Source organism: Streptomyces sp. NPDC056503 (assembly GCF_042794995.1).
In the GTDB taxonomy this organism is placed as follows: Bacteria; Actinomycetota; Actinomycetes; order Streptomycetales; family Streptomycetaceae; genus Streptomyces.
In genome coordinates, this window is the sequence record NZ_JBHTST010000163.1 from 1 (window position 1) to 17,383 (window position 17,383).

Below are 17,383 nucleotides of genomic sequence, written 5' to 3' on the forward strand. Positions count from 1 at the left end.
ACTCCCGCCCGCCCCTTCGCCCGTCCCGGCCCTGTCGCAAAATGAACGATCGGCCAACGGGATGTGGTGATCCTGTGTATGTTGAGCCGTCAATCACAGTCGTCACAAAGGGGGGTTCCTTTGCGCACCCGCACCATCCGTCCCGTCATAGCCGCGGCCCTCGGTACCGGCGCCCTCGCCGCCGTCCTCGTCGCGACCCCGGCCCAGGCCGCCGAGTACCCCTCGAACCTGAAGATCGCCGGCGTCCAGTACGACGCCCCGGGCCGCGACAACAACAGCTGCACGACCGGCAACACCGCCGCCGAGTTCGTGACGATCAAGAACTTCTCGCGGACCGCCCGGATGAACCTCAGGGGCTACGTCGTGAAGGACGCGGCGGGCAACAGCTACACCTTCCGCCTCGACCACTACCTGGAGCCCGGCGACCACGTGAAGCTGCGCGGCGGCCGGGGCACCGAGTCCGACGCGGGCAACGTCGCCTACCGCAACAACTGCAACTTCATCTGGAACAACGACCGGGACACGATCAGGCTGATCAAGCCCGGTGGCGCCGCCGCGGACACGCACGCCTACACCAAGGCCGCCAACGACCGCGACGGCAACGGCTTCATCACCTTCCACGGCTGAGCCGCGCCCCGGCCCGGGGGGCGTCGCACCCGCGTCACACCCGCATCTCCAGGACCTGCCCCGGCCAGTCGCCGACCGTGAACGGGTCGGTGCGGGTGAAGCCCTGGCGTTCGTAGTACGCGACGAGGCGGCCCCCGCTGCCCGCGAAGCAGTCCACGCGGAGCAGCGAGACGCCGTCCCGGCGGGTCTCCTCCGCCGCGCGGGCGAGCAGCGCCGCCCCCACGCCGAGGCCGTGGAACCGCCCGTCCGTGGCGAGGTAGCGGACGTACCGCTCCGGCTCCCCGGCCGGCGGTACGTACGCGCCCGGGTGCGGGGTCAGCGTGAGGGTGCCGGCCGGGACGCCGTCCACCTCCGCGATCCACGGCGTGCCCTCGCCCATCACCCGCCCGACGTGATCCACCCTCTTCGGGAGGCTGGTGAAGGGATCGGTGCCCCACTGGGCGGTGATCCCCCTGCCGTTGAGCCAGACGACGGCGCTGTCGAGTATCCCGAGGACGGCCGGCAGATCCGCCGCTCCACCCCGCCTGATCGTGATCGAGTCGCTCTCCATCCGCCAGACGCTATCCGGTGCCAGACTGGCGGCCATGAGGCTTTTCGCCGCCGTCCTGCCGCCCGCCGGGGCGCTCGCCGAACTGGGCGCCGCCGTCGACGCGCTCCACGCCCTCCCCGGCGCGGACGGCCTGCGCTGGACCTCCCGCCCGGGCTGGCACTTCACGCTCGCCTTCATGGGCGAGGTCGACGAAGCCGTCCTGCCGGACCTCCGCGCCCGGCTGGCCCGCGCCGCCCACCGCACCGCCCCCTTCGCGCTGCGCCTGCACGGCGGCGGCCACTTCGGCCGGCGCGCCCTGTGGACCGGTGCCGCCGGGGACCTCGACGCCCTGCGGCGGCTCGCCGAACGCGCCGACGCGGCGGCCCGCCGGGCCGGGATCCCGATGGAGGAGCACCGCCGCTACCAGGCGCACCTGACGGTCGCCCGCGCCCGGGGCGAGGGCGTCCCGCTGACCCCCTTCCTCGCCGCCCTCGACGGTTTCGAGGGCACCCGCTGGGAGGTCGGCGAGCTGGCCCTGGTCCGCTCGAACCTACCGGTGGGCGGGGTGGCGGGGGAGCAGCCGCGGTACGAGACGGTGGAGGCCTGGCCGCTGGCGGGGCGGGAGGAGGGGGCAGGTTAACCTCGAAGGGTGGATCCGAAGACTCGTAACCAGATCATGGCCGGCGTACTCGTACTGATGTTCGCGATCATCGCGGTGGCGTCGGTCGTCGGACAGTAGGCCTCCCGGCGAGCCTCCCGGCCGGCTTCCCGCGACCCCCCGGGTAAGCCCTTGCTTCGAGCGCGCTCCAACGAGTTGGCTTGTGCCCCATGGAGTACACGCAGCTCGGACGCACCGGACTCAAGGTCAGCCGCCTCGTCCTCGGCACGATGAACTTCGGCCCGCAGACCGACGAGGCCACCAGCCACACGATCATGGACGCGGCGCTCGACGCCGGCCTGAACTTCTTCGACACGGCCAACGTCTACGGCTGGGGCGCGGAGAAGGGCCGTACCGAGGAGATCATCGGCTCCTGGTTCGCCCAGGGCGACGGCCGCCGCGACCGCACCGTCCTCGCCACCAAGGTGTACGGCAACATGGGCCCCGACGGCGAGGCCTGGCCGAACCACGACAAGATCTCCGCCCTCAACATCCGCCGCGCCGTCGACGCCAGCCTGAAGCGGCTCGGCACCGACTACATCGACGTCTACCAGTTCCACCACGTCGACCGGGCCACCCCCTTCGACGAGGTGTGGCAGGCGATCGACGTCCTCATCGGACAGGGCAAGATCCTCTACGCCGGCTCCTCCAACTTCCCGGGCTACAAGATCGCCCAGGCCAACGAGGCCGCCGCGCGCCGCGGCATGGTCGGCCTGGTCAGCGAGCAGTGCCTCTACAACCTCTTCGAGCGCCGCGCCGAGATGGAGGTCATCCCGGCGGCGCAGGAGTACGGCCTCGGGGTCATCCCCTGGTCGCCGCTGCACGGCGGTCTGCTCGGCGGCGTCCTGAAGAAGGAGACCGAGGGCAGGCGCCGCACCGAGGGGCGCGCGGCGGAGACGCTCGCGGACCCGGTGAAGCGGGCGCGGTTCCAGGCGTACGAGGACCTGCTCGACAAGCACGGCCTCGCCCCCGGCGAGGTCGGCCTCGCCTGGCTCCTCACCCGCCCCGGCGTGACCGGCCCGATCGTCGGCCCGCGCACCCCGGAGCAGCTGGCGGGCGCGCTGCGCGCCCTGGAACTCGACCTGTCGGACGAGCTCCTGGCGGAGCTGGACGAGATCTTCCCGGGCCCGGGCCCGTCCCCGGAGGCCTTCGCCTGGTAGGGCGGCCGCGGCCGGCGGGCGCTACCGCGTCGGGTAGCGCCCGCCGTACCCCCACGCCTGGTGCATCGCGTCGGCGAAGGCGGCGGCCAGCTTGTGCTCGCCGCTGGGCCCCGGGTGCGTCCCGTCGTACGTGTCCGTCCGCAGGTCGTACGAGTCCGGCACCGACGTGAGCAGCAGCGGCGAGGCGGCGCTGTCGAGATCGGCGACCGCCTTGGCGAGCAGCTCGTTGAACCGGGCGCACTCGGCGGCGAAGGCGTCGTCGTACGTGGCCCGGATGTTGGGTATGACCGGCAGGAGGACGGCGCGGACGCGGGGGTTGGCGGCCCGGGCGGCCGCCACGAACGCCCGCACGTTCTCCTCGGTCTGGGCGCTGTTCGTGTAGAAGCCCAGGTCGATCAGGCCGAGCGAGATCAGCAGCACGTCGGCACGGGTGGCGGCGACGGTCTCCCCGATGACGGGCGCCATGTGCAGCCACCCCTCGCCCCACCCGGCGAGGTGCCGGCGGGCGGCGGCCGGGAACGCCGGATCGGCGTACGCCCGCGGATCGCCCGGCTCGCCCTCGGGCACGTACAGCCCGTCCCGGGGCCCGACGATCTCGTACCCGCCCGGCAGCACCGTCTCCAGGTGCTCCCACATGCGGTATCGCCAGGTCCAGTCGCCGGTGCGTCCGATGGTCATGCTGTCGCCGACGAACAGGAATCGCATGCTCACATCATCCCGGACCCCGTCCGCGGCCTGCGACGTGACGCCGGACACGGACGGGGGCACCGGCTAGAAGAAGGTCTTGTAGGTGGTGGAGTCGGTGCGCAGGGGCAGGGGGACGGCACGGTCGAAGGGGTGGGTCGTGCTGTCGGCGGCGTGGTAGCGCGCGGAACCGGAGGGGCCGACGGCGAGGATGTCGCTCACCGGGTGCCAGGGGTTCTTCCCGGCGGGGACGATCTGGGTGTACTTCTGCCAGCCGCCGCCGATCCTGCGGCGGGCGGTGAAGGTGCCGTCGCCCTTGCCGAGGTAGAGCCAGAGGACGCCGTCCTTGTCGCGGGCGAGGAGGTCGCCGCCGGAGGCTCCGGCGATGTTGCCGGGGGCGGTGAGGAGGTTGTACTGGCCCCAGCCGCCGCCGATCCTCTTGCGGGCCTTGAAGGGGGCCTTGGCGTCACCGGTGGAGGTGTAGAGCCACAGGACGCCGGCGGTGTCGGTGGCGAGGAGGTCGCCGCGTCCGTCGCCGTTGAGGTCCGAGCCTCCGACGATCTTGTCGTAGACCTGCCAGCCGCCGCCGATCTTCGTGCGCGGGAGCAGCTTCTGCTTCTCGCTCTGGTAGAGCCAGAGCACGCCGTCACGGTCCCGCCCGATGACGTCGTCGGCGGCGCCGCCGGCCAGGTTCCCCGGGGAGGCCAGCAGGGTGTACGTGTTCCACCCGCCGGTGCCGAGGAGCTCCGGGGTCGGCTTGGTGAGGGGCTGGCAGTCCGTCTCGTAGCACTCCAGATCGGTCCGCATGGCCGTCAGCTCGCTCATCTCGTAAGCGAAGAGCCTGCCGGAGCCGTCGCGGACGAGCGCGTCGGCGCCGGCGTTGTCGTTGAAGTCGCGCCGCTGCGTGGGGCGGGACACGGTGAGGGTGCCCGTGCGTACGACGGCAGGACCGAAGTCGGCCCCCTCCGAACTGGCGCGCATCTTCCACGTGTACGTGCCGTTGTAGGCGCCGAAGTACGTGCCGCGCAGCCCGCCGCCCCAGGTGACGAACGGCTGGTACTCGTTGTGGATGGTGGTCGTCAGGCCGGTGGCGGTGTGGGTCAGCTCGAAGCTGACGACCGCCTCCTCGTCGCTGATGTCCCAGCGGAACGTCCCGGTTCCGTTCGGCACCGACAGGCTCCTCAGGGTGAGCTCCTGGCCGTCGGGGACGTCCGCCACCATGGTCACCGTCGGCTCGCCGTCCGTGCCGAGGGCGACCCGGAAGACGCCCCAGCCGTCCGCCGTGGTGCCGCCGCGCACGAGGAGCGTGCCGTCGGGCCCGGGCGTGATCTGGTTCGCGAAGCGGAAGGGCTCGACCGTGTGGCCGTCCTTCCGTGACCGGAAGGTGAGCCGGGTGGTGTCCTCGACCGCGAGCCAGTCGCCGCCGAAGGCGAACGTGGCCCAGCCGGACACGGTCTCGGACGTCCCGGTGTGCCGGTCGACGACCTTCGTCGTGGTGCCGTAGGTCTGCCAGGCGACATGATCCGGCGTCACCTGGGTCCGGTAGGCGTAGCCGCCCAGGTCGTAGGTCCGGGTGGTGGCGGCCGTGGCCACGTCGATCACGGCGAGCCGGTACGCGGAGGTGCCGGCCTCGGCCACCTGGACGGCCACCGTGCCGGGGACCGTTCCGGCGGTGTTCCAGATCTTTCCGGCCGGCAGCCCGGTCACCTCGCGGTCGACGGTCCGGCCGTCCGGCGTCCGGCTGACGAGGTGGAGAGTGCCGGTGGTCTCGTCGACCATCACGAGCGTCGAGCCGTTGACCGCGTTCAGTGTGTACGGCGGGCTGTCGATGACGACGGGGGCGCCGCCCCCGGCCATGTCGTGGAAGGCATGGCGGGTGCCCTTGCTCACCACCACGATGTCGCTCTGGTCGGCGCCCGAGTAGCGGGCCCCGTCCTCGGACAGGTCGACGGAGGTGCCGTCGTACCGCGTCCAGGTGGCGACCGAGGCCCGGACGGTGAGGAAGCCGGTGGTGCCGACGCCGCCGACTACGGCCCCCGAGTCGAGCTCGGGGAGCGTCGCCCCGGCCGCCGCCTCCCGCGCCACGGCGGCGGGCGCCGCCGCCGCGATACCCGGCCCCGCCACGGTGGCGGCGGTCGTCGCGGCGAGGGTGACGGCCAGGGCGGCGGTCAGACGGAGCCGGGACGGGCGGACGCGGGGGGTGCGGGCGCGGACGCGGGCACGGGACAAGGCGGGCCTCCTCGGGCGAGGGAAGAGCGGGTGCGGCGCCCCAGCGCCACACCCCACAGACCCGCCGCCCGCCCGGAAGGTTGTACGGGGCGACACCGCGCGTTCAGGCGCGGCGTGCCGCCTACGCGTCCAGGAACTCCGTCACCCGGTCCGCGAACCACCGCGCGTCGTCGTGCCACGGGAAGTGCCCGCCGCCCTTCAGGACCTCAAGCCGGGCCGCCGGGAACAGCTCCGCGTACGCGGCGGCCGTCGGCGGCGGGGTGTTCGCGTCGCCCTCGCCGGCGACGACCAGCACGGGCCGCCCGAACGCCGCGAACGCCGCGCGCGTCGCCGCCGGGTCGTAGGCGCCCTCGCCCCCGTAGACCCCGGCGCCCTCCCCGTTCCGCTCCCGGTGCGAGGCCGCGTGCCGCTCGCGCGCCGCGTCGTCCCAGGTGCCGTGGAAGAACGGCGCGACCTTCCCGAACGTCTCGCCCGTCCCGCGCCCCGCCGTCAGCTCCTCCAGCGCCGCGTACGCCTCCGCGAACCACGGCTCCCCGGCCCGCAGCCGCGCCGCCGCCAGCCGCTCCTCCGGCGCCGTGTCGATCCCGGCCGCCGCCGCGCCCGGCGTCACGAGCACCAGCCGGCGGACCCGCTCCGGGTGCCGCGTCACGTACAGCGCGGCGAGGTTCGCGCCCGCCGAGTGGCCGAGGACGTCGACGGCGTCGAGCCCGAGGTGGACCCGCAGCGCCTCCACGTCCCCGACGAGCCGGTCGCAGCGGTAGGAGGCCGGGTCGGCCGGTACCGCCGAGGCGCCGGTGCCGCGCAGGTCGAGCCGGACGGTCCGGCGGCCGCCGAGGCCGTCGAGACCGGCCAGGTAGGCGGAGTCCTGAAGCGGGCCGCCGGGCAGGCAGAGCAGCGGCGCACCGGTCCCCGATCCGGACGCGTGGTGGGCGAGGAGGGTGCCGTCGGGCGCGGAGAAGGTAGGCATGGCCGTGACCATGACAGCGCCGTCGCCGCAGGTCAACCACGTTTCGGCCGTCCGGGGCGGGGCGCGGGCCGGGCCCCGGGGTCCGGCGGGCGGGACGGCTCCGTGGCAGGCTGGGGGGCATGCGTACCGGATCCCGTGCCGTCCTCGCCGCCGTCGCGGCCCTCGCCCTGTCCGCGGCCCCCGCGTACGCGGACCCCGGCCCCGCCGACCGGGACTTCACGATCCAGGACCCGCGGATCACCGAGTCCAGCGGCCTCGCCGCGAGCCGGGCCCACCCGGGGATCTACTGGACGCACAACGACCAGGACCAGCCCCGGATCTTCGGCGTCGACTCCCGTACGGGCGAGACGGTCGCGACCCTGACCATGGCCGGGGTCGGCACCCCCCGTGACATGGAGGCCATCGCCGTCGGCCCGGACGGCGACATCTACGTCGGCGACATCGGCGACAACCTCGACGGCTCCTGGGACCACGTCTGGATCTACCGCTTCCCCGAGCCGAAGACCCTGGGCGACCGGACCGTCCAGGCGAAGCAGTACGACGTGAAGTACGCCGACGGCCCCCGCAACGCCGAGGCGCTGATGGTCCATCCGAAGACCGGCCGCGTCTACATCGCCAGCAAGAAGGAGGACGGCGGCGGCCTGTACGAGGGCCCCGAGCGCCTCTCCACCTCCGGCACCAACACCTTCCGGCGCATCGGGGAGGTCCCCTGGGTGACCGACGGCGCCTTCTCGCCCGACGGCGACCGGCTCCTCCTGCGCAGCTACTTCAGCGCCCGCGAGTACGACTGGAAGGACGGCCGCATCGAGGGCGACGGCACCTCCCCCGGCGCCCCCTTCCAGGGCCAGGCGGAATCCGTGACGTACACGACCGACGGCTCGGCCCTCATGTTCGGCTCGGAGGGGCAGGGCAGCCGCGTCGTCCGCGTGGACCGGGAGGACCGTCCGGAGGGCGGGGGCTCCGCCCCGTCGCAGCCCGGCACGGGCACCGCCACCCCGGCGCCCGGAGCCACCGCGGGACCCGCCGACGCCGGCTCGCGGGGCAGCGCCACCACCGGCTTCCTCGTCCTCGCCGGCGGCACCGTCCTCGTCCTCGGCATCAAGCGCCTCCTCCGCCGCTGACCCGCCCCGGTCGCTCCGCCCTCGCCGCCGGGCCGCCCCGGGTCGAGACTGGAAGGAGACCGAAGAGGTGAAGCGGAATGACGGCATTCACGCGTGACGGCACCCCGGTCGCCATGGAGGGCGGCGGCCTCGACTTCCGGAAGCGGGAGGCGGGCGGAGGCATGAGCGTCGCCTTCATCCACCTCCCCGCGGGCACCGACATGGCGCCCGCGCTCAAGGGCCTGGAAGGCGACCTGTGCCAGTGCCCCCACTGGGGGTACGTGTTCAAGGGCCGGATCAGGATGCGGACGGCGACGGGCGAGGAGGTCTACGAGGCCGGCCAGGCCTACTACTGGGGACCCGGCCACGCCCCCGAGGCGCTGGAGGACGTCGACGTCGTCGAGTTCTCGCCGACGGCCGAGTTCGACGCCGTCATCGACCACGTGAAGGCACAGGCACAGGCGCAGGCACAGACGTAGGCACAGGCGTCCGCGCAGGACGGCGGCCGACCGGCCCCGGGCCCCACGGCGAAGGGCCCCGCACCGGTCACGACCGGTGCGGGGCCCTTCGCGCAGGGGTGGGGCGATGATCAGAGCTTCTCGATCACGTGGTCGATGCAGGCCGTCAGGGCGCGCACGTCCGCCGGGTCGACCGCCGGGAACATCGCGATCCGCAGCTGGTTGCGGCCCAGCTTGCGGTACGGCTCGGTGTCCACGATGCCGTTCGCGCGCAGCACCTTCGCGACCGCGGCCGCGTCGATCTCGTCCGCGAAGTCGATCGTGCCGATGACCTGCGAGCGCTTCGCCGGGTCCGTCACGAACGGCGTCGCGTACTTCGACTCCTCGGCCCAGGTGTAGAGGGCGTCCGAGGACTCCTTCGTGCGGGCCACGGCCCACTCCAGACCACCCTGGCCGTTGATCCACTTCAGCTGCTCGTTCAGCAGGAAGAGGGTCGACAGCGCCGGGGTGTTGTACGTCTGGTTCTTCACCGAGTTGTCGATCGCGGTCGGCAGCGAGAAGAACTCCGGGATGTGCCGGCCGGAGGCGTGGATCCGCTGCGCCCGCTCCAGGGCGGCCGGGGAGAACGCCGCCAGCCACAGGCCGCCCTCGGCGGCGAAGGACTTCTGCGGGGCGAAGTAGTAGACGTCCGTCTCGGTGATGTCGACGGGCAGACCGCCCGCGCCCGAGGTCGCGTCCACGAGGACCAGCGCGCCCTCGTCGGCGCCCGCGACCCGCTTCAGCGGGGCGGCGACGCCGGTCGAGGTCTCGTTGTGGGTGTAGGCGTAGACGTCCACGCCCGCCTCGGCCACCGGCTCCGGGTGGGTGCCCGGGTCGGAGGAGATCACGGTCGGCTCGGCCAGCCACGGGGCCAGCTTCGCGGCCTTCGCGAACTTGGAGGAGAACTCGCCGAAGGTGAGGTGCTGCGACTTGTTCTCGATCAGACCGTGGGTCGCGATGTCCCAGAAGGCGGTGGAGCCGCCGTTGCCCAGGACCACCTCGTAGCCCTCGGGCAGCGAGAACAGCGCGGAGATGCCGGCACGTACCTCGCCGACCAGGTTCTTGACCGGAGCCTGGCGGTGGGACGTGCCCAGGAGGGAGGTGCCGGTGGCGGCCAGGGCGTCCAGCGCCTCCGTCCGCACCTTGGAGGGGCCCGCGCCGAAACGACCGTCTGCGGGCTTGATGTCAGCGGGAATCTGGATGTCGGCCACGAGCCGGAGAGTATCGGGTCGGGGTGGCCCGGGTCGCGGGATGTCCGCCGGATGAGACGAAGAACGAGACATCCTTGCGTGGTGGGAACAGACGACAGACTCGCCGCCGACCTGAGGTCCGCACTCGCCGGAGACGTCGACTTCGGTGCCTCCGCGCGGGCGCTCGCGACCATGGACGCCTCCAACTACCGCCGCGTGCCCGCCGGTACGGTCGCGCCGCGGGACGCCGACGACGTCGCCGCGGCGCTGGAGGTGTGCCGGCGGCACGGCGTCCCGGTCGTGCCGCGCGGCGCCGGCACCTCCATCGGGGGCCAGGCCACCGGCACCGGCGTCGTGCTCGACCTCACACGGCACATGGGCGGCGTCGTCTCCCTCGACCCCGCCGCCCGCACCGCCGTGGTCCGCCCCGGCCTCGTCCTCGGCCGGCTGCGGGAGGCCGTCCGCCCGTACGGCCTCACCTTCGGCCCCGACCCCTCCACCCACAGCCGCTGCACCCTCGGCGGCATGATCGGCAACAACGCCTGCGGGGCGCACTCGGTCGCCTGGGGCACGACCGCCGACAACGTGCGCTCGCTGGATGTGGTGACGTATCGCGGCGAGAGGTTGACGCTCGGGAAGGACGGGCAGGGCGCCCCGGCCGGCCTCCTGGACCTCGTCGACCGCAACCTCGCCCTGCTGCGGACCGGTTACCCGGCCGGCCTGCCCCGCCGGATCTCCGGCTACGCCCTCGACGCGCTGCTCCCCGAACGGGGCACGGACGTCGTCCGCTCCTTCGTCGGCACCGAGGGCACCCTCGGCGTGGTGACGGAGGCGACGGTGCGCCTCGTCCCGCTGCCGGCCGAGCCCGTCCTGGTGGTCCTCGGGTACGCCGACGAGACGGCCGCGGCGGACGCGGCGGCGGGGCTGCTGGAGCACCGGCCGCTGACCGTGGAGGGGATGGCGGCGGACCTGGTGGGGCCGGACGCCTCGTTGCCCCGGGGCGGGGCGTGGCTGTTCTGCGAGATGGACGGGGAGGGCGCGGCGGCGGAGCTCGTACGGGCGGCGGACGCCGTCGACGCGGCGGTGGTGCGGGACCCGGCCGGGCAGCGGGCGCTGTGGCGGATCCGGGAGGACGCGGCCGGGACCGCGACCCGGCCGCCGGGCGGCGGGGACGCCTGGCCGGGGTGGGAGGACTGCGCGGTGCCGCCGGCCCGGCTCGGCGCGTACCTCCGGGAGTTCCGGGCGCTGCTGGCCGAGTTCGGCCTCCGGGGCGTCCCGTACGGGCACTTCGGCGACGGCTGTGTGCACGTCCGCATCGACTTCGACCTGTGGACGGACGGCGGCGTGCGGGACTTCCGCCGCTTCTCCGAGTCCGTCGCCGACCTCGTCGTCGCCCACGGCGGCTCCCTCTCGGGCGAGCACGGCGACGGACAGGCGCGGGCGGAGCTGCTGCCGAGGATGTACGGCGAGGAGCTGGTCGGCCTGTTCGGCCGGGTCAAGGACGTGTGGGACCCGGACGGCGGCCTCAACCCGGGCATGCTGGTCCGCCCGAGGCCGCTGGACGAGGGGCTCCGGTTCGAGGGGCTGCCGGTGGTGGGCCTCGGCCGGGCGGCGGCCCGCTGCGTCGGAGTCGCCAAGTGCCGGGTCTCCGGGCCGGCTCCGGACGACTCCGTGATGTGTCCGTCGTTCCGCGCGACGGGGGAGGAGAAGCACTCCACGCGGGGCCGGGCCCGCCTCCTGCACGAGATGGCGCTCGGCGAGGTCGTCACGGACGGCTGGCGCTCGGAGGAGGTCCGGGAGGCGCTGGACCTCTGCCTGTCCTGCAAGGGCTGCCGCAGCGACTGCCCGGTGGGCGTCGACATGGCCGCCTACAAGGCGGAGTTCCTGTCCCGGCACTACGGGGGAGCGGGCGGCTGGTGGCGGCGGCCGCGCTCGCACTGGACGATGGGCGGGCTGCCGCACTGGCTGGACCTGTTCGGACGCGGCCTGAACGCGGCGACGCGGCTGCCGTTCGCGGCCCGCCTGGCGGGCGTCACGCCCGAACGGCCGCTGCCGAGGGTCGCGGCCCGGACCTTCACCTCCTGGTTCGCCGACCGCGCCTCGTCCCGCCCCCCGGCCCTCACCCTCTGGCCCGACACCTTCACGGACCACCTGGCCCCCCAGGTGGGCACGGCGGCGGTACGGGTGCTGGACGCGGCGGGGCTGGGCGTGGAACTGCCGCCGGGGAAGGTGTGCTGCGGGCTGACGTACGTGTCGACGGGGCGGCTGGGGGCGGCGCGCGGGGTGATGCGGCGGACGCTGGACGTGATGGGCGGCGTGGACGGCCCGGTGGTCGTCCTGGAGCCCTCGTGCGCGGCGACCCTCCGGACCGACCTCCCCGAGCTGCTCCCGGACGAGCCGGGGGCGGCCCGTCTGGCGGCGTCGGTCCTGACCTTCGCGGAGGCCCTGGAGACGCTGGCCCCCGACTGGGCCCCGCCGAGGATCGACCGCCCGGTCACCGGCCAGACCCACTGCCACCAGCACGCCGTCCTGGGCGACGCGCCGGACCGCCGGCTGCGGGAGAAGGCCGGTCTCACCGGCGCCCTCGCGGGCGGCTGCTGCGGCCTGGCGGGCAACTTCGGCTTCGAACCGGGCCACGAGGAGGTCTCCCGCGCCTGCGCCGAGGACCGGCTCCTGCCCGGCCTGCGGGCTGCCCCGGACCGGGCGGAGGTCCTGGCCGACGGCTTCTCCTGCCGCACCCAGATCGGACACCTGACGGCCCGGCGGGGAAGGCACCTGGCGGAGGTCCTCGCGGAGGGGCTGGACGGGCCGCGCCGAGGGGCTGGACGGGCCGCGCCGAGGAGGACGTGACAGGGTGCGGGGATGGACGACCACCTGGCCCTGATCGACGACGCGTGGGAATGGTGGGGCGCCGCCATCGAGGAGGCGCAGGAGGGCCGCTGGGTCCGCGACGAGGTGGAGCGCGCGGTGGTGGCGGACATCATGGCCGCGACCAACGCCCTGCACGGCGGCCGCCTGCCCCCCTTCACCGAGGACAACTGGTACGTCCGCATCGGGCGGATCTCCAACTGGGCCGGCGTGATCCGCCTCGCCGCCCGGGCCGGCGGCTGGGAGCTCCAGCCCGTGGCGGGCCGCACCCCGCCAGGAGCCGCGGGCATGTCCGAGCTGCTGTCCGCCGTTTACGCGATGGCCGAGCCCGGTGAGAGATGGATGCGACGGTTCGTCGAGGAGGGCCGCCCCCCGTCGGAGAAGGACATGTCCCGCGCCGAGTGCTGCTTCTGCGGCCCGGGCACGATGGAGGACCTGGAGTCCTTCTTCTACGACGACTGACCGGCGCCCTGCCGCGGCGGGTGCCGCGCCCGCCGCGCGGGGGTGTTTCCGGCCGGATTAGGGTGCGGGAATGAGCGATACCAGCCCTCCCGCCTCCGCCCCTGTCCCCGCCGCCCCGGCTCCCGCGCGTTGTTCCTGCTGCGGTGACGTGCTCGCCGACGAGCGGCGGATCGACGTCCGGTTCGGGTTGCCGGACGCCGCCTTCGACCTGCCGGAGTCGGCTCGGCGGTCGCCCGGGCCCAGTGCGCTGCTGGCGCTCGAAGGAGGCGGGTTCTTCGTGCGCTGTCTGCTGCCGGTGCGGCTGACGGGGGAGGCCGAGCTGGTGCTCGGGGCCTGGGTGGAGACCGACGAGGAGACGTTCCGGCACGCCGCTGCCGTCTGGGAGGACCAGGTCGCGTATCCGGAGCTGGTCGTGCGCGGGCGGCTCGCGAACGCGGTGATGCCGTGGGGCGAGGACGTGCTTGGAGCGGAGTTCACCGGGCGGATCCTGGACGCGGAGGAGCTGCCGTACCTCGTCGAGGGGCACGGGGAGGCGGCCACCGGGCTGCTCGGGGAGACGTGGGACCGGGACCACGTGCTGGCCCGCTTCCCGCACCCGCTGCCCGTCGCCGTGCGGACGGATCTCGGGGACGGCTGGTCGGTGGAGCGTACGGCGGGGTTCTCCGGGCGGTTCGAGGACGGTGTCGACCACTTCGGGGCGCCGGACCGCACCGTGGCCCTGGCCACCTTCCAGGACAGTGAGCCGGGGCGGGCCGCCGAGGACTTCCTCCCGCTGCTCGTCGGGGAGACCCCGCCGGTGCCGGCCGGGCAGGAGCACCTGGAGCGGCTGGAGGGCGGTGGCGTCCGGTACGCGTTCTGGTTCACGCCCGAGGACACGGGACGGTCCCGGCACGAGCTGACGGCGTACGTGGTGGAGCCGGACGGGGCGGCGGCCGGGCTGTTCTGTTCGTACACGGAGGCGGAGCAGCACGCCTGGGCCCGGCACGTGTGGCGTTCGCTGCGGCGGGAGGACGAGGGGGCGCGGGTCAGCCCGCGCTGACGATCTCCCGGGCCATCCGCACCAGGTCCTGTGTCGCCGGGTGGGGGAAGGCGTCGCGCCAGGCGAGGAGGACGGGGAGGGGCGGGGCCCCGCTCAGGGGCCGGTAGGCGACTCCGGGGTGGGGGTGGACCGCCGCCGTGGAGGCGGAGGAGACGCCGACCCCCCGGGCGGCGGCGATCGCGGCGAGCCAGTCGTCGGTGTTGGCGACCGTGAGGGTGCTCGTGGGGCGGGCGGGCAGCGGCCACAGGGTGAGGGTGGTCGCGCCCGAGACGGTGTTGAGGACGACCGTCTCGTCGGCGAGGTCGAGGAGGGTGAGGTCGCCCGGGCGGTCCGCGAGGGGGCTGTCGGCGGGGAGGGCGGCGACCCTGGGCTCCGTGGCGAGTTCGGCGGTGACCAGGCCGGGGGCGTCGACGGTGCCGCGCAGCAGGGCCGCGTCGACCTGGCCCCGGGCGAGGCCGGCGGTGCGGTCGTCGATGCGGAGGAGTTCGAGGGGGGTTTCCGGGTGTTCGCGCTGCCAGCGGCGGAGCAGCGGGGTCGTGTAGGGGCCGAAGGCCGACCAGGCGTGGCCGAGCCGGAGCGGACGGTGGTGGAGCCTGGCCGGGTCGACGGCCGCGTCGAAGGCGGCGAGGGCGGCGGCGGCCCGTTCGCGGAAGGCGCGGCCCTCGGCGGTGAGGGCGAGGTGGTGGGTGGAGCGGTCGACGAGCCGGGCGCCGAGGTGCCGTTCGAGGGCGGCGAGGGTGCGGGAGACGGCGGGCTGCGTGAGGTGGAGGCGGGCGGCCGCGCGGGTGAGGTTCTCCTCCTCGGCGATGGCGAGGAAGCAGCGGAGGTGGCGCAGCTCGATGCGCAGGGTCATGTTTCCGGAGCATAACCGCAGGGTGATCGGCATTTCCGCTGGCGGCCCCGCACTCCTTAGCGTGGAAGCGGAATTCGGTCGTCAGGGTACGGGAGAGTGCACTACTCTGGACTGAGAGTTTAGTGGAGTGGACTTCGGAGGAGTGGTGGCCGTGGACAGCCGGGTGGCGGGGGCGACGGGAGTGGCCTCGGCCCCTGGGACGGGCACGGGTGGGGCCGGTACGGCCGCGGGCGTGACCACGGGTGCCGGAGCGGGCGCCGGAGCGGTTGCCGGCGCGGCGGCGGGTGCGGCTTCGGCCGGCCGCCGGGACCGCGCCCCCGGTGCCGCGCCCGGGCGGTTCGGGCCCGTCGCGCTCGTCGTCGCCGGCGGGCTCTCCGTGCAGTTCGGGTCGGCCGTCGCCGTGCTGCTGATGCCCCGGGCCGGAGCGCTCGGGGTCGTCACGCTGCGGCTCGTGCTCGCCGCCCTGGTGCTGCTGCTGGTCTGCCGGCCCAAGGTGCGCGGCTACGGCCGGGCCGACTGGGGGACCGTCGTCGCCTTCGGCACCGCCATGGCGGGCATGAACGTCCTCTTCTACCAGTCGATCGACCGGATCCCGCTCGGCGCCGCCGTCACCCTGGAGGTGCTCGGCCCGCTGGTCCTCTCCGTCATCGCCTCCCGACGCCTCGTCAACCTCCTCTGGGCCGGCCTCGCGTTCGGCGGCGTCGCCCTGCTCGGCGGCGGCGGGTTCGACGGGCTCGACCCGCTCGGCGCGGGCTTCGCGCTCGCGGCGGGCGCCATGTGGGCGGCGTACATCGTCTTCAGCGCCCGTACCGGCCGGCGCTTCCCGCAGGCCGACGGGCTGGCCCTCGCGATGGCCTTCGGCGCGGTCCTCACCCTGCCGCTCGGGATCGCCGAGGCGGGCGGCGCGCTGCTCGTGCCGTCGACGATCGCGCTGGGCCTCGGTGTCGCGCTGCTCTCCTCGGTGCTGCCCTACACCCTCGAACTCCTCGCCCTGCGCCGCCTGCCCGCCCCCACCTTCGCCGTCCTGATGAGCCTGGAGCCCGCCATCGCGGCCGGTGCCGGCCTCCTCGTCCTCCACCAGGCCCTCTCCGTGACGGACGGCCTCGCGATCGCGCTCGTCATCGCGGCGAGCATGGGGGCGGTGCGGACGCAGACGGCCAGGGCGAAGGTGCCCGCCACCGCGTAGAGCGTTCCCTCCTTCCCGGCCCGACGGCCGGCGAGGTGGTCCGGAGCTCCCGGACCGTCTCGCCGGCCGTCGGGCTTTTCCGGCGGTCCGGGCGGCCCCGCGGAGCGTTCACTGCACCACCATTGCAACGTGCTGGCATATGCCGTTGCGTCAATCTTTCTTCCATTGCAACGAAATAACTGCTGTGACCTGTAGTGATGCCATTCTTGTGCAACGAGGGTGTTGCTGAGGATTGGAAAGCAACGTAGCTTTTCTCATGTCGGAAACACCGACGGACTCACCACTCCACAGGAGCAGAAACCATGCGCACCTTCGCCGCCACCGCCCCGATCGCCGCCGTCGTCACCCTCCCGGCCGGCCACCTGCGCTTCATCGCCGCCGACCGCGCCGACGTCACCGTCGACATCCGCCCCGCCAACCCCGCCAAGTCCCGCGACGTGAAGGCCGCCGAGACCACCACCGTCTCCTTCGCCGACGGCGTCCTGGACATCACCGCCCCCGAGACCGGAAACCAGCTCTTCGGCGCCACCGGCTCCGTCGAGATCACCGTCCAGCTCCCCGCCGACTCCTCCGTCCGGGCCAAGGCCGCCGCCGCCGACCTGCGCGGCGTCGGACGGCTCGGCGACGTCACCTTCGAAGCCGCCCAGGGCCCCGTCAAGCTCGACGAGGCCCGCACCGCCCACCTCACCCTCCAGGACGGCGACATCACCCTCGGCCACCTCCACGGCGACGCCGAACTCACCACCACCCGCGGCGACCTGCGCATCACCGAGGCCACCGGCGGCACCGTCCGCCTCGACACCCAGGCCGGCTCCATCACCATCGGCGCCGCCCGCTCCACCACCGCCACCCTCGACGCCGGCACCACCCTCGGCCGCATCACCAACACCCTCCAGAACACCCACGGCACCGGCACCCCCCTCACCCTCCACGCCACCACCGCCCTCGGCGACATCACCGCCCACAGCAACTGACACGGCACCCACCCCACCCCCACCAAGGAGCGATCCGTCATGACGAACCCCGCCATCGCGGCGACCGGTCTGCGCAAGTCGTACGGCGACAAGGTCGTCCTCGACGGAGTCGACCTGACCGTCCCGGCCGGTACGGTCTTCGCCCTGCTCGGCCCGAACGGCGCGGGCAAGACGACCGCCGTGAAGATCCTCTCCACCCTCGTCACCGCCGACGCCGGCCAGGCCGCCGTCGCCGGCCACGACCTGGCCACCGACGCCCACCGGGTCCGCGCCGCCATCGGCGTCACCGGACAGTTCTCCGCCGTCGACGGCCTCATCACCGGCCTGGAGAACATGCTCCTGATGGCCGACCTCCACCAC

Annotated in this window: 17 protein-coding genes; 11 read left to right on the forward strand and 6 right to left on the reverse strand. The window is 74.0% G+C overall.

Going from position 1 to position 17,383, the window contains the following annotated elements; all coding sequences use genetic code 11:
* Positions 1 to 120: 120 nt before the first annotated feature.
* Complete coding sequence (locus ACFQ8C_RS32660; protein ID WP_383464782.1) at positions 121 to 627, forward strand: lamin tail domain-containing protein; 507 nt, start codon at positions 121 to 123, stop codon at positions 625 to 627.
* 34 nt (positions 628 to 661) lie between these two features.
* On the opposite strand, the gene ACFQ8C_RS32665 is transcribed toward ACFQ8C_RS32660, so the two are convergent.
* Entirely contained in the window at positions 662 to 1,177 is a 516-nt protein-coding gene (locus ACFQ8C_RS32665; protein WP_383464784.1) for a GNAT family N-acetyltransferase, read from the reverse strand.
* A gap of 34 nt (positions 1,178 to 1,211) precedes the next feature.
* Between ACFQ8C_RS32665 and thpR the strand changes: the two genes are divergently transcribed.
* Both thpR and ACFQ8C_RS32675 read left to right on the forward strand, forming a co-directional pair.
* Positions 1,212 to 1,796: an RNA 2',3'-cyclic phosphodiesterase gene (gene thpR, locus ACFQ8C_RS32670; RefSeq protein ID WP_383464787.1), complete on the forward strand. Its 585-nt coding sequence runs from the start codon at positions 1,212 to 1,214 to the stop codon at positions 1,794 to 1,796.
* Positions 1,797 to 1,984: 188 nt separating this feature from the next.
* Positions 1,985 to 2,974: an aldo/keto reductase gene (locus ACFQ8C_RS32675; RefSeq protein WP_383464790.1), complete on the forward strand. Its 990-nt coding sequence runs from the start codon at positions 1,985 to 1,987 to the stop codon at positions 2,972 to 2,974.
* A gap of 21 nt (positions 2,975 to 2,995) precedes the next feature.
* Here ACFQ8C_RS32675 and ACFQ8C_RS32680 read toward each other — a convergent pair whose 3' ends face one another.
* The 3 genes from ACFQ8C_RS32680 to ACFQ8C_RS32690 all read right to left on the reverse strand — a co-directional run bounded on the left by ACFQ8C_RS32680 (position 2,996) and on the right by ACFQ8C_RS32690 (position 6,854).
* Complete coding sequence (locus tag ACFQ8C_RS32680; protein ID WP_383464793.1) at positions 2,996 to 3,679, reverse strand: GDSL-type esterase/lipase family protein; 684 nt, start codon at positions 3,677 to 3,679, stop codon at positions 2,996 to 2,998.
* Between the two features lie 66 nt (positions 3,680 to 3,745).
* On the reverse strand, positions 3,746 to 5,887 hold the full coding sequence (locus tag ACFQ8C_RS32685; protein WP_383464796.1) for a hypothetical protein: 2,142 nt from the start codon (positions 5,885 to 5,887) through the stop codon (positions 3,746 to 3,748).
* Between the two features lie 121 nt (positions 5,888 to 6,008).
* On the reverse strand, positions 6,009 to 6,854 hold the full coding sequence (locus ACFQ8C_RS32690) for an alpha/beta fold hydrolase (RefSeq protein WP_383464798.1): 846 nt from the start codon (positions 6,852 to 6,854) through the stop codon (positions 6,009 to 6,011).
* A 119-nt stretch (positions 6,855 to 6,973) separates the two neighbouring features.
* Here ACFQ8C_RS32690 and ACFQ8C_RS32695 point away from each other — a divergent pair, with 119 nt between their 5' ends.
* Both ACFQ8C_RS32695 and ACFQ8C_RS32700 read left to right on the forward strand, forming a co-directional pair.
* Positions 6,974 to 7,975 carry a WD40 repeat domain-containing protein gene (locus tag ACFQ8C_RS32695; RefSeq protein ID WP_383464801.1) on the forward strand — a complete coding sequence of 334 codons (1,002 nt, stop codon included), beginning with the start codon at positions 6,974 to 6,976 and terminating at the stop codon, positions 7,973 to 7,975.
* A 77-nt stretch (positions 7,976 to 8,052) separates the two neighbouring features.
* Positions 8,053 to 8,433, forward strand: a complete 381-nt coding sequence (locus ACFQ8C_RS32700; RefSeq protein ID WP_383464804.1) for a hypothetical protein — start codon at positions 8,053 to 8,055, stop codon at positions 8,431 to 8,433.
* A gap of 110 nt (positions 8,434 to 8,543) precedes the next feature.
* Here ACFQ8C_RS32700 and serC read toward each other — a convergent pair whose 3' ends face one another.
* Positions 8,544 to 9,662, reverse strand: a complete 1,119-nt coding sequence (serC, locus tag ACFQ8C_RS32705) for a phosphoserine transaminase (RefSeq protein WP_383464807.1) — start codon at positions 9,660 to 9,662, stop codon at positions 8,544 to 8,546.
* A gap of 51 nt (positions 9,663 to 9,713) precedes the next feature.
* On the opposite strand from serC, the gene ACFQ8C_RS32710 reads away from it, so the two are divergent.
* The 3 genes from ACFQ8C_RS32710 (at position 9,714) to ACFQ8C_RS32720 (ending at position 14,010) form a co-directional block, all read left to right on the forward strand.
* Positions 9,714 to 12,491 carry an FAD-binding and (Fe-S)-binding domain-containing protein gene (locus ACFQ8C_RS32710; RefSeq protein WP_383464809.1) on the forward strand — a complete coding sequence of 926 codons (2,778 nt, stop codon included), beginning with the start codon at positions 9,714 to 9,716 and terminating at the stop codon, positions 12,489 to 12,491.
* Between the two features lie 12 nt (positions 12,492 to 12,503).
* Positions 12,504 to 12,971 (forward strand): hypothetical protein, encoded by a 468-nt coding sequence (locus tag ACFQ8C_RS32715; RefSeq protein WP_383464812.1) that lies wholly within the window; start codon positions 12,504 to 12,506, stop codon positions 12,969 to 12,971.
* A gap of 70 nt (positions 12,972 to 13,041) precedes the next feature.
* On the forward strand, positions 13,042 to 14,010 hold the full coding sequence (locus tag ACFQ8C_RS32720) for a DUF2199 domain-containing protein (protein WP_383464814.1): 969 nt from the start codon (positions 13,042 to 13,044) through the stop codon (positions 14,008 to 14,010).
* Here ACFQ8C_RS32720 and ACFQ8C_RS32725 read toward each other — a convergent pair.
* A complete protein-coding gene (locus ACFQ8C_RS32725; protein ID WP_383464816.1) occupies positions 13,997 to 14,896 on the reverse strand; it encodes a LysR family transcriptional regulator in 900 nt (299 codons plus the stop codon). The two genes, ACFQ8C_RS32720 and ACFQ8C_RS32725, sit on opposite strands and share 14 nt — an antisense overlap.
* Before the next feature lie 199 nt (positions 14,897 to 15,095).
* On the opposite strand from ACFQ8C_RS32725, the gene ACFQ8C_RS32730 reads away from it, so the two are divergent.
* The 3 genes from ACFQ8C_RS32730 to ACFQ8C_RS32740 form a co-directional block, all read left to right on the forward strand.
* Entirely contained in the window at positions 15,096 to 16,049 is a 954-nt protein-coding gene (locus ACFQ8C_RS32730) for a DMT family transporter (RefSeq protein WP_383464819.1), read from the forward strand.
* A 302-nt stretch (positions 16,050 to 16,351) separates the two neighbouring features.
* Positions 16,352 to 17,023: a DUF4097 family beta strand repeat-containing protein gene (locus tag ACFQ8C_RS32735; protein WP_383464821.1), complete on the forward strand. Its 672-nt coding sequence runs from the start codon at positions 16,352 to 16,354 to the stop codon at positions 17,021 to 17,023.
* 39 nt (positions 17,024 to 17,062) lie between these two features.
* The coding region (locus ACFQ8C_RS32740) for an ATP-binding cassette domain-containing protein (RefSeq protein WP_383464824.1) at positions 17,063 to 17,383 on the forward strand (321 nt) is incomplete at its 3' end.

Excerpts from the sequence above, each read along its gene's own strand:
- ACFQ8C_RS32690 (WP_383464798.1), bottom strand. The coding sequence starts at position 6,854 with ATGCCTACCTTCTCCGCGCCCGACGGCACCCTCCTCGCCCACCACGCG.
- ACFQ8C_RS32700 (WP_383464804.1), top strand. The coding sequence starts at position 8,053 with ATGACGGCATTCACGCGTGACGGCACCCCGGTCGCCATGGAGGGCGGC.
- ACFQ8C_RS32675 (WP_383464790.1), top strand. The coding sequence starts at position 1,985 with ATGGAGTACACGCAGCTCGGACGCACCGGACTCAAGGTCAGCCGCCTC.
- ACFQ8C_RS32735 (WP_383464821.1), top strand. The coding sequence starts at position 16,352 with ATGCGCACCTTCGCCGCCACCGCCCCGATCGCCGCCGTCGTCACCCTC.
- ACFQ8C_RS32725 (WP_383464816.1), bottom strand. The coding sequence starts at position 14,896 with ATGCCGATCACCCTGCGGTTATGCTCCGGAAACATGACCCTGCGCATC.
- ACFQ8C_RS32710 (WP_383464809.1), top strand. The coding sequence starts at position 9,714 with ATGAGACGAAGAACGAGACATCCTTGCGTGGTGGGAACAGACGACAGA.
- ACFQ8C_RS32715 (WP_383464812.1), top strand. The coding sequence starts at position 12,504 with ATGGACGACCACCTGGCCCTGATCGACGACGCGTGGGAATGGTGGGGC.
- thpR (WP_383464787.1), top strand. The coding sequence starts at position 1,212 with ATGAGGCTTTTCGCCGCCGTCCTGCCGCCCGCCGGGGCGCTCGCCGAA.
- ACFQ8C_RS32695 (WP_383464801.1), top strand. The coding sequence starts at position 6,974 with ATGCGTACCGGATCCCGTGCCGTCCTCGCCGCCGTCGCGGCCCTCGCC.
- ACFQ8C_RS32665 (WP_383464784.1), bottom strand. The coding sequence starts at position 1,177 with ATGGAGAGCGACTCGATCACGATCAGGCGGGGTGGAGCGGCGGATCTG.
- ACFQ8C_RS32680 (WP_383464793.1), bottom strand. The coding sequence starts at position 3,679 with ATGCGATTCCTGTTCGTCGGCGACAGCATGACCATCGGACGCACCGGC.
- ACFQ8C_RS32720 (WP_383464814.1), top strand. The coding sequence starts at position 13,042 with ATGAGCGATACCAGCCCTCCCGCCTCCGCCCCTGTCCCCGCCGCCCCG.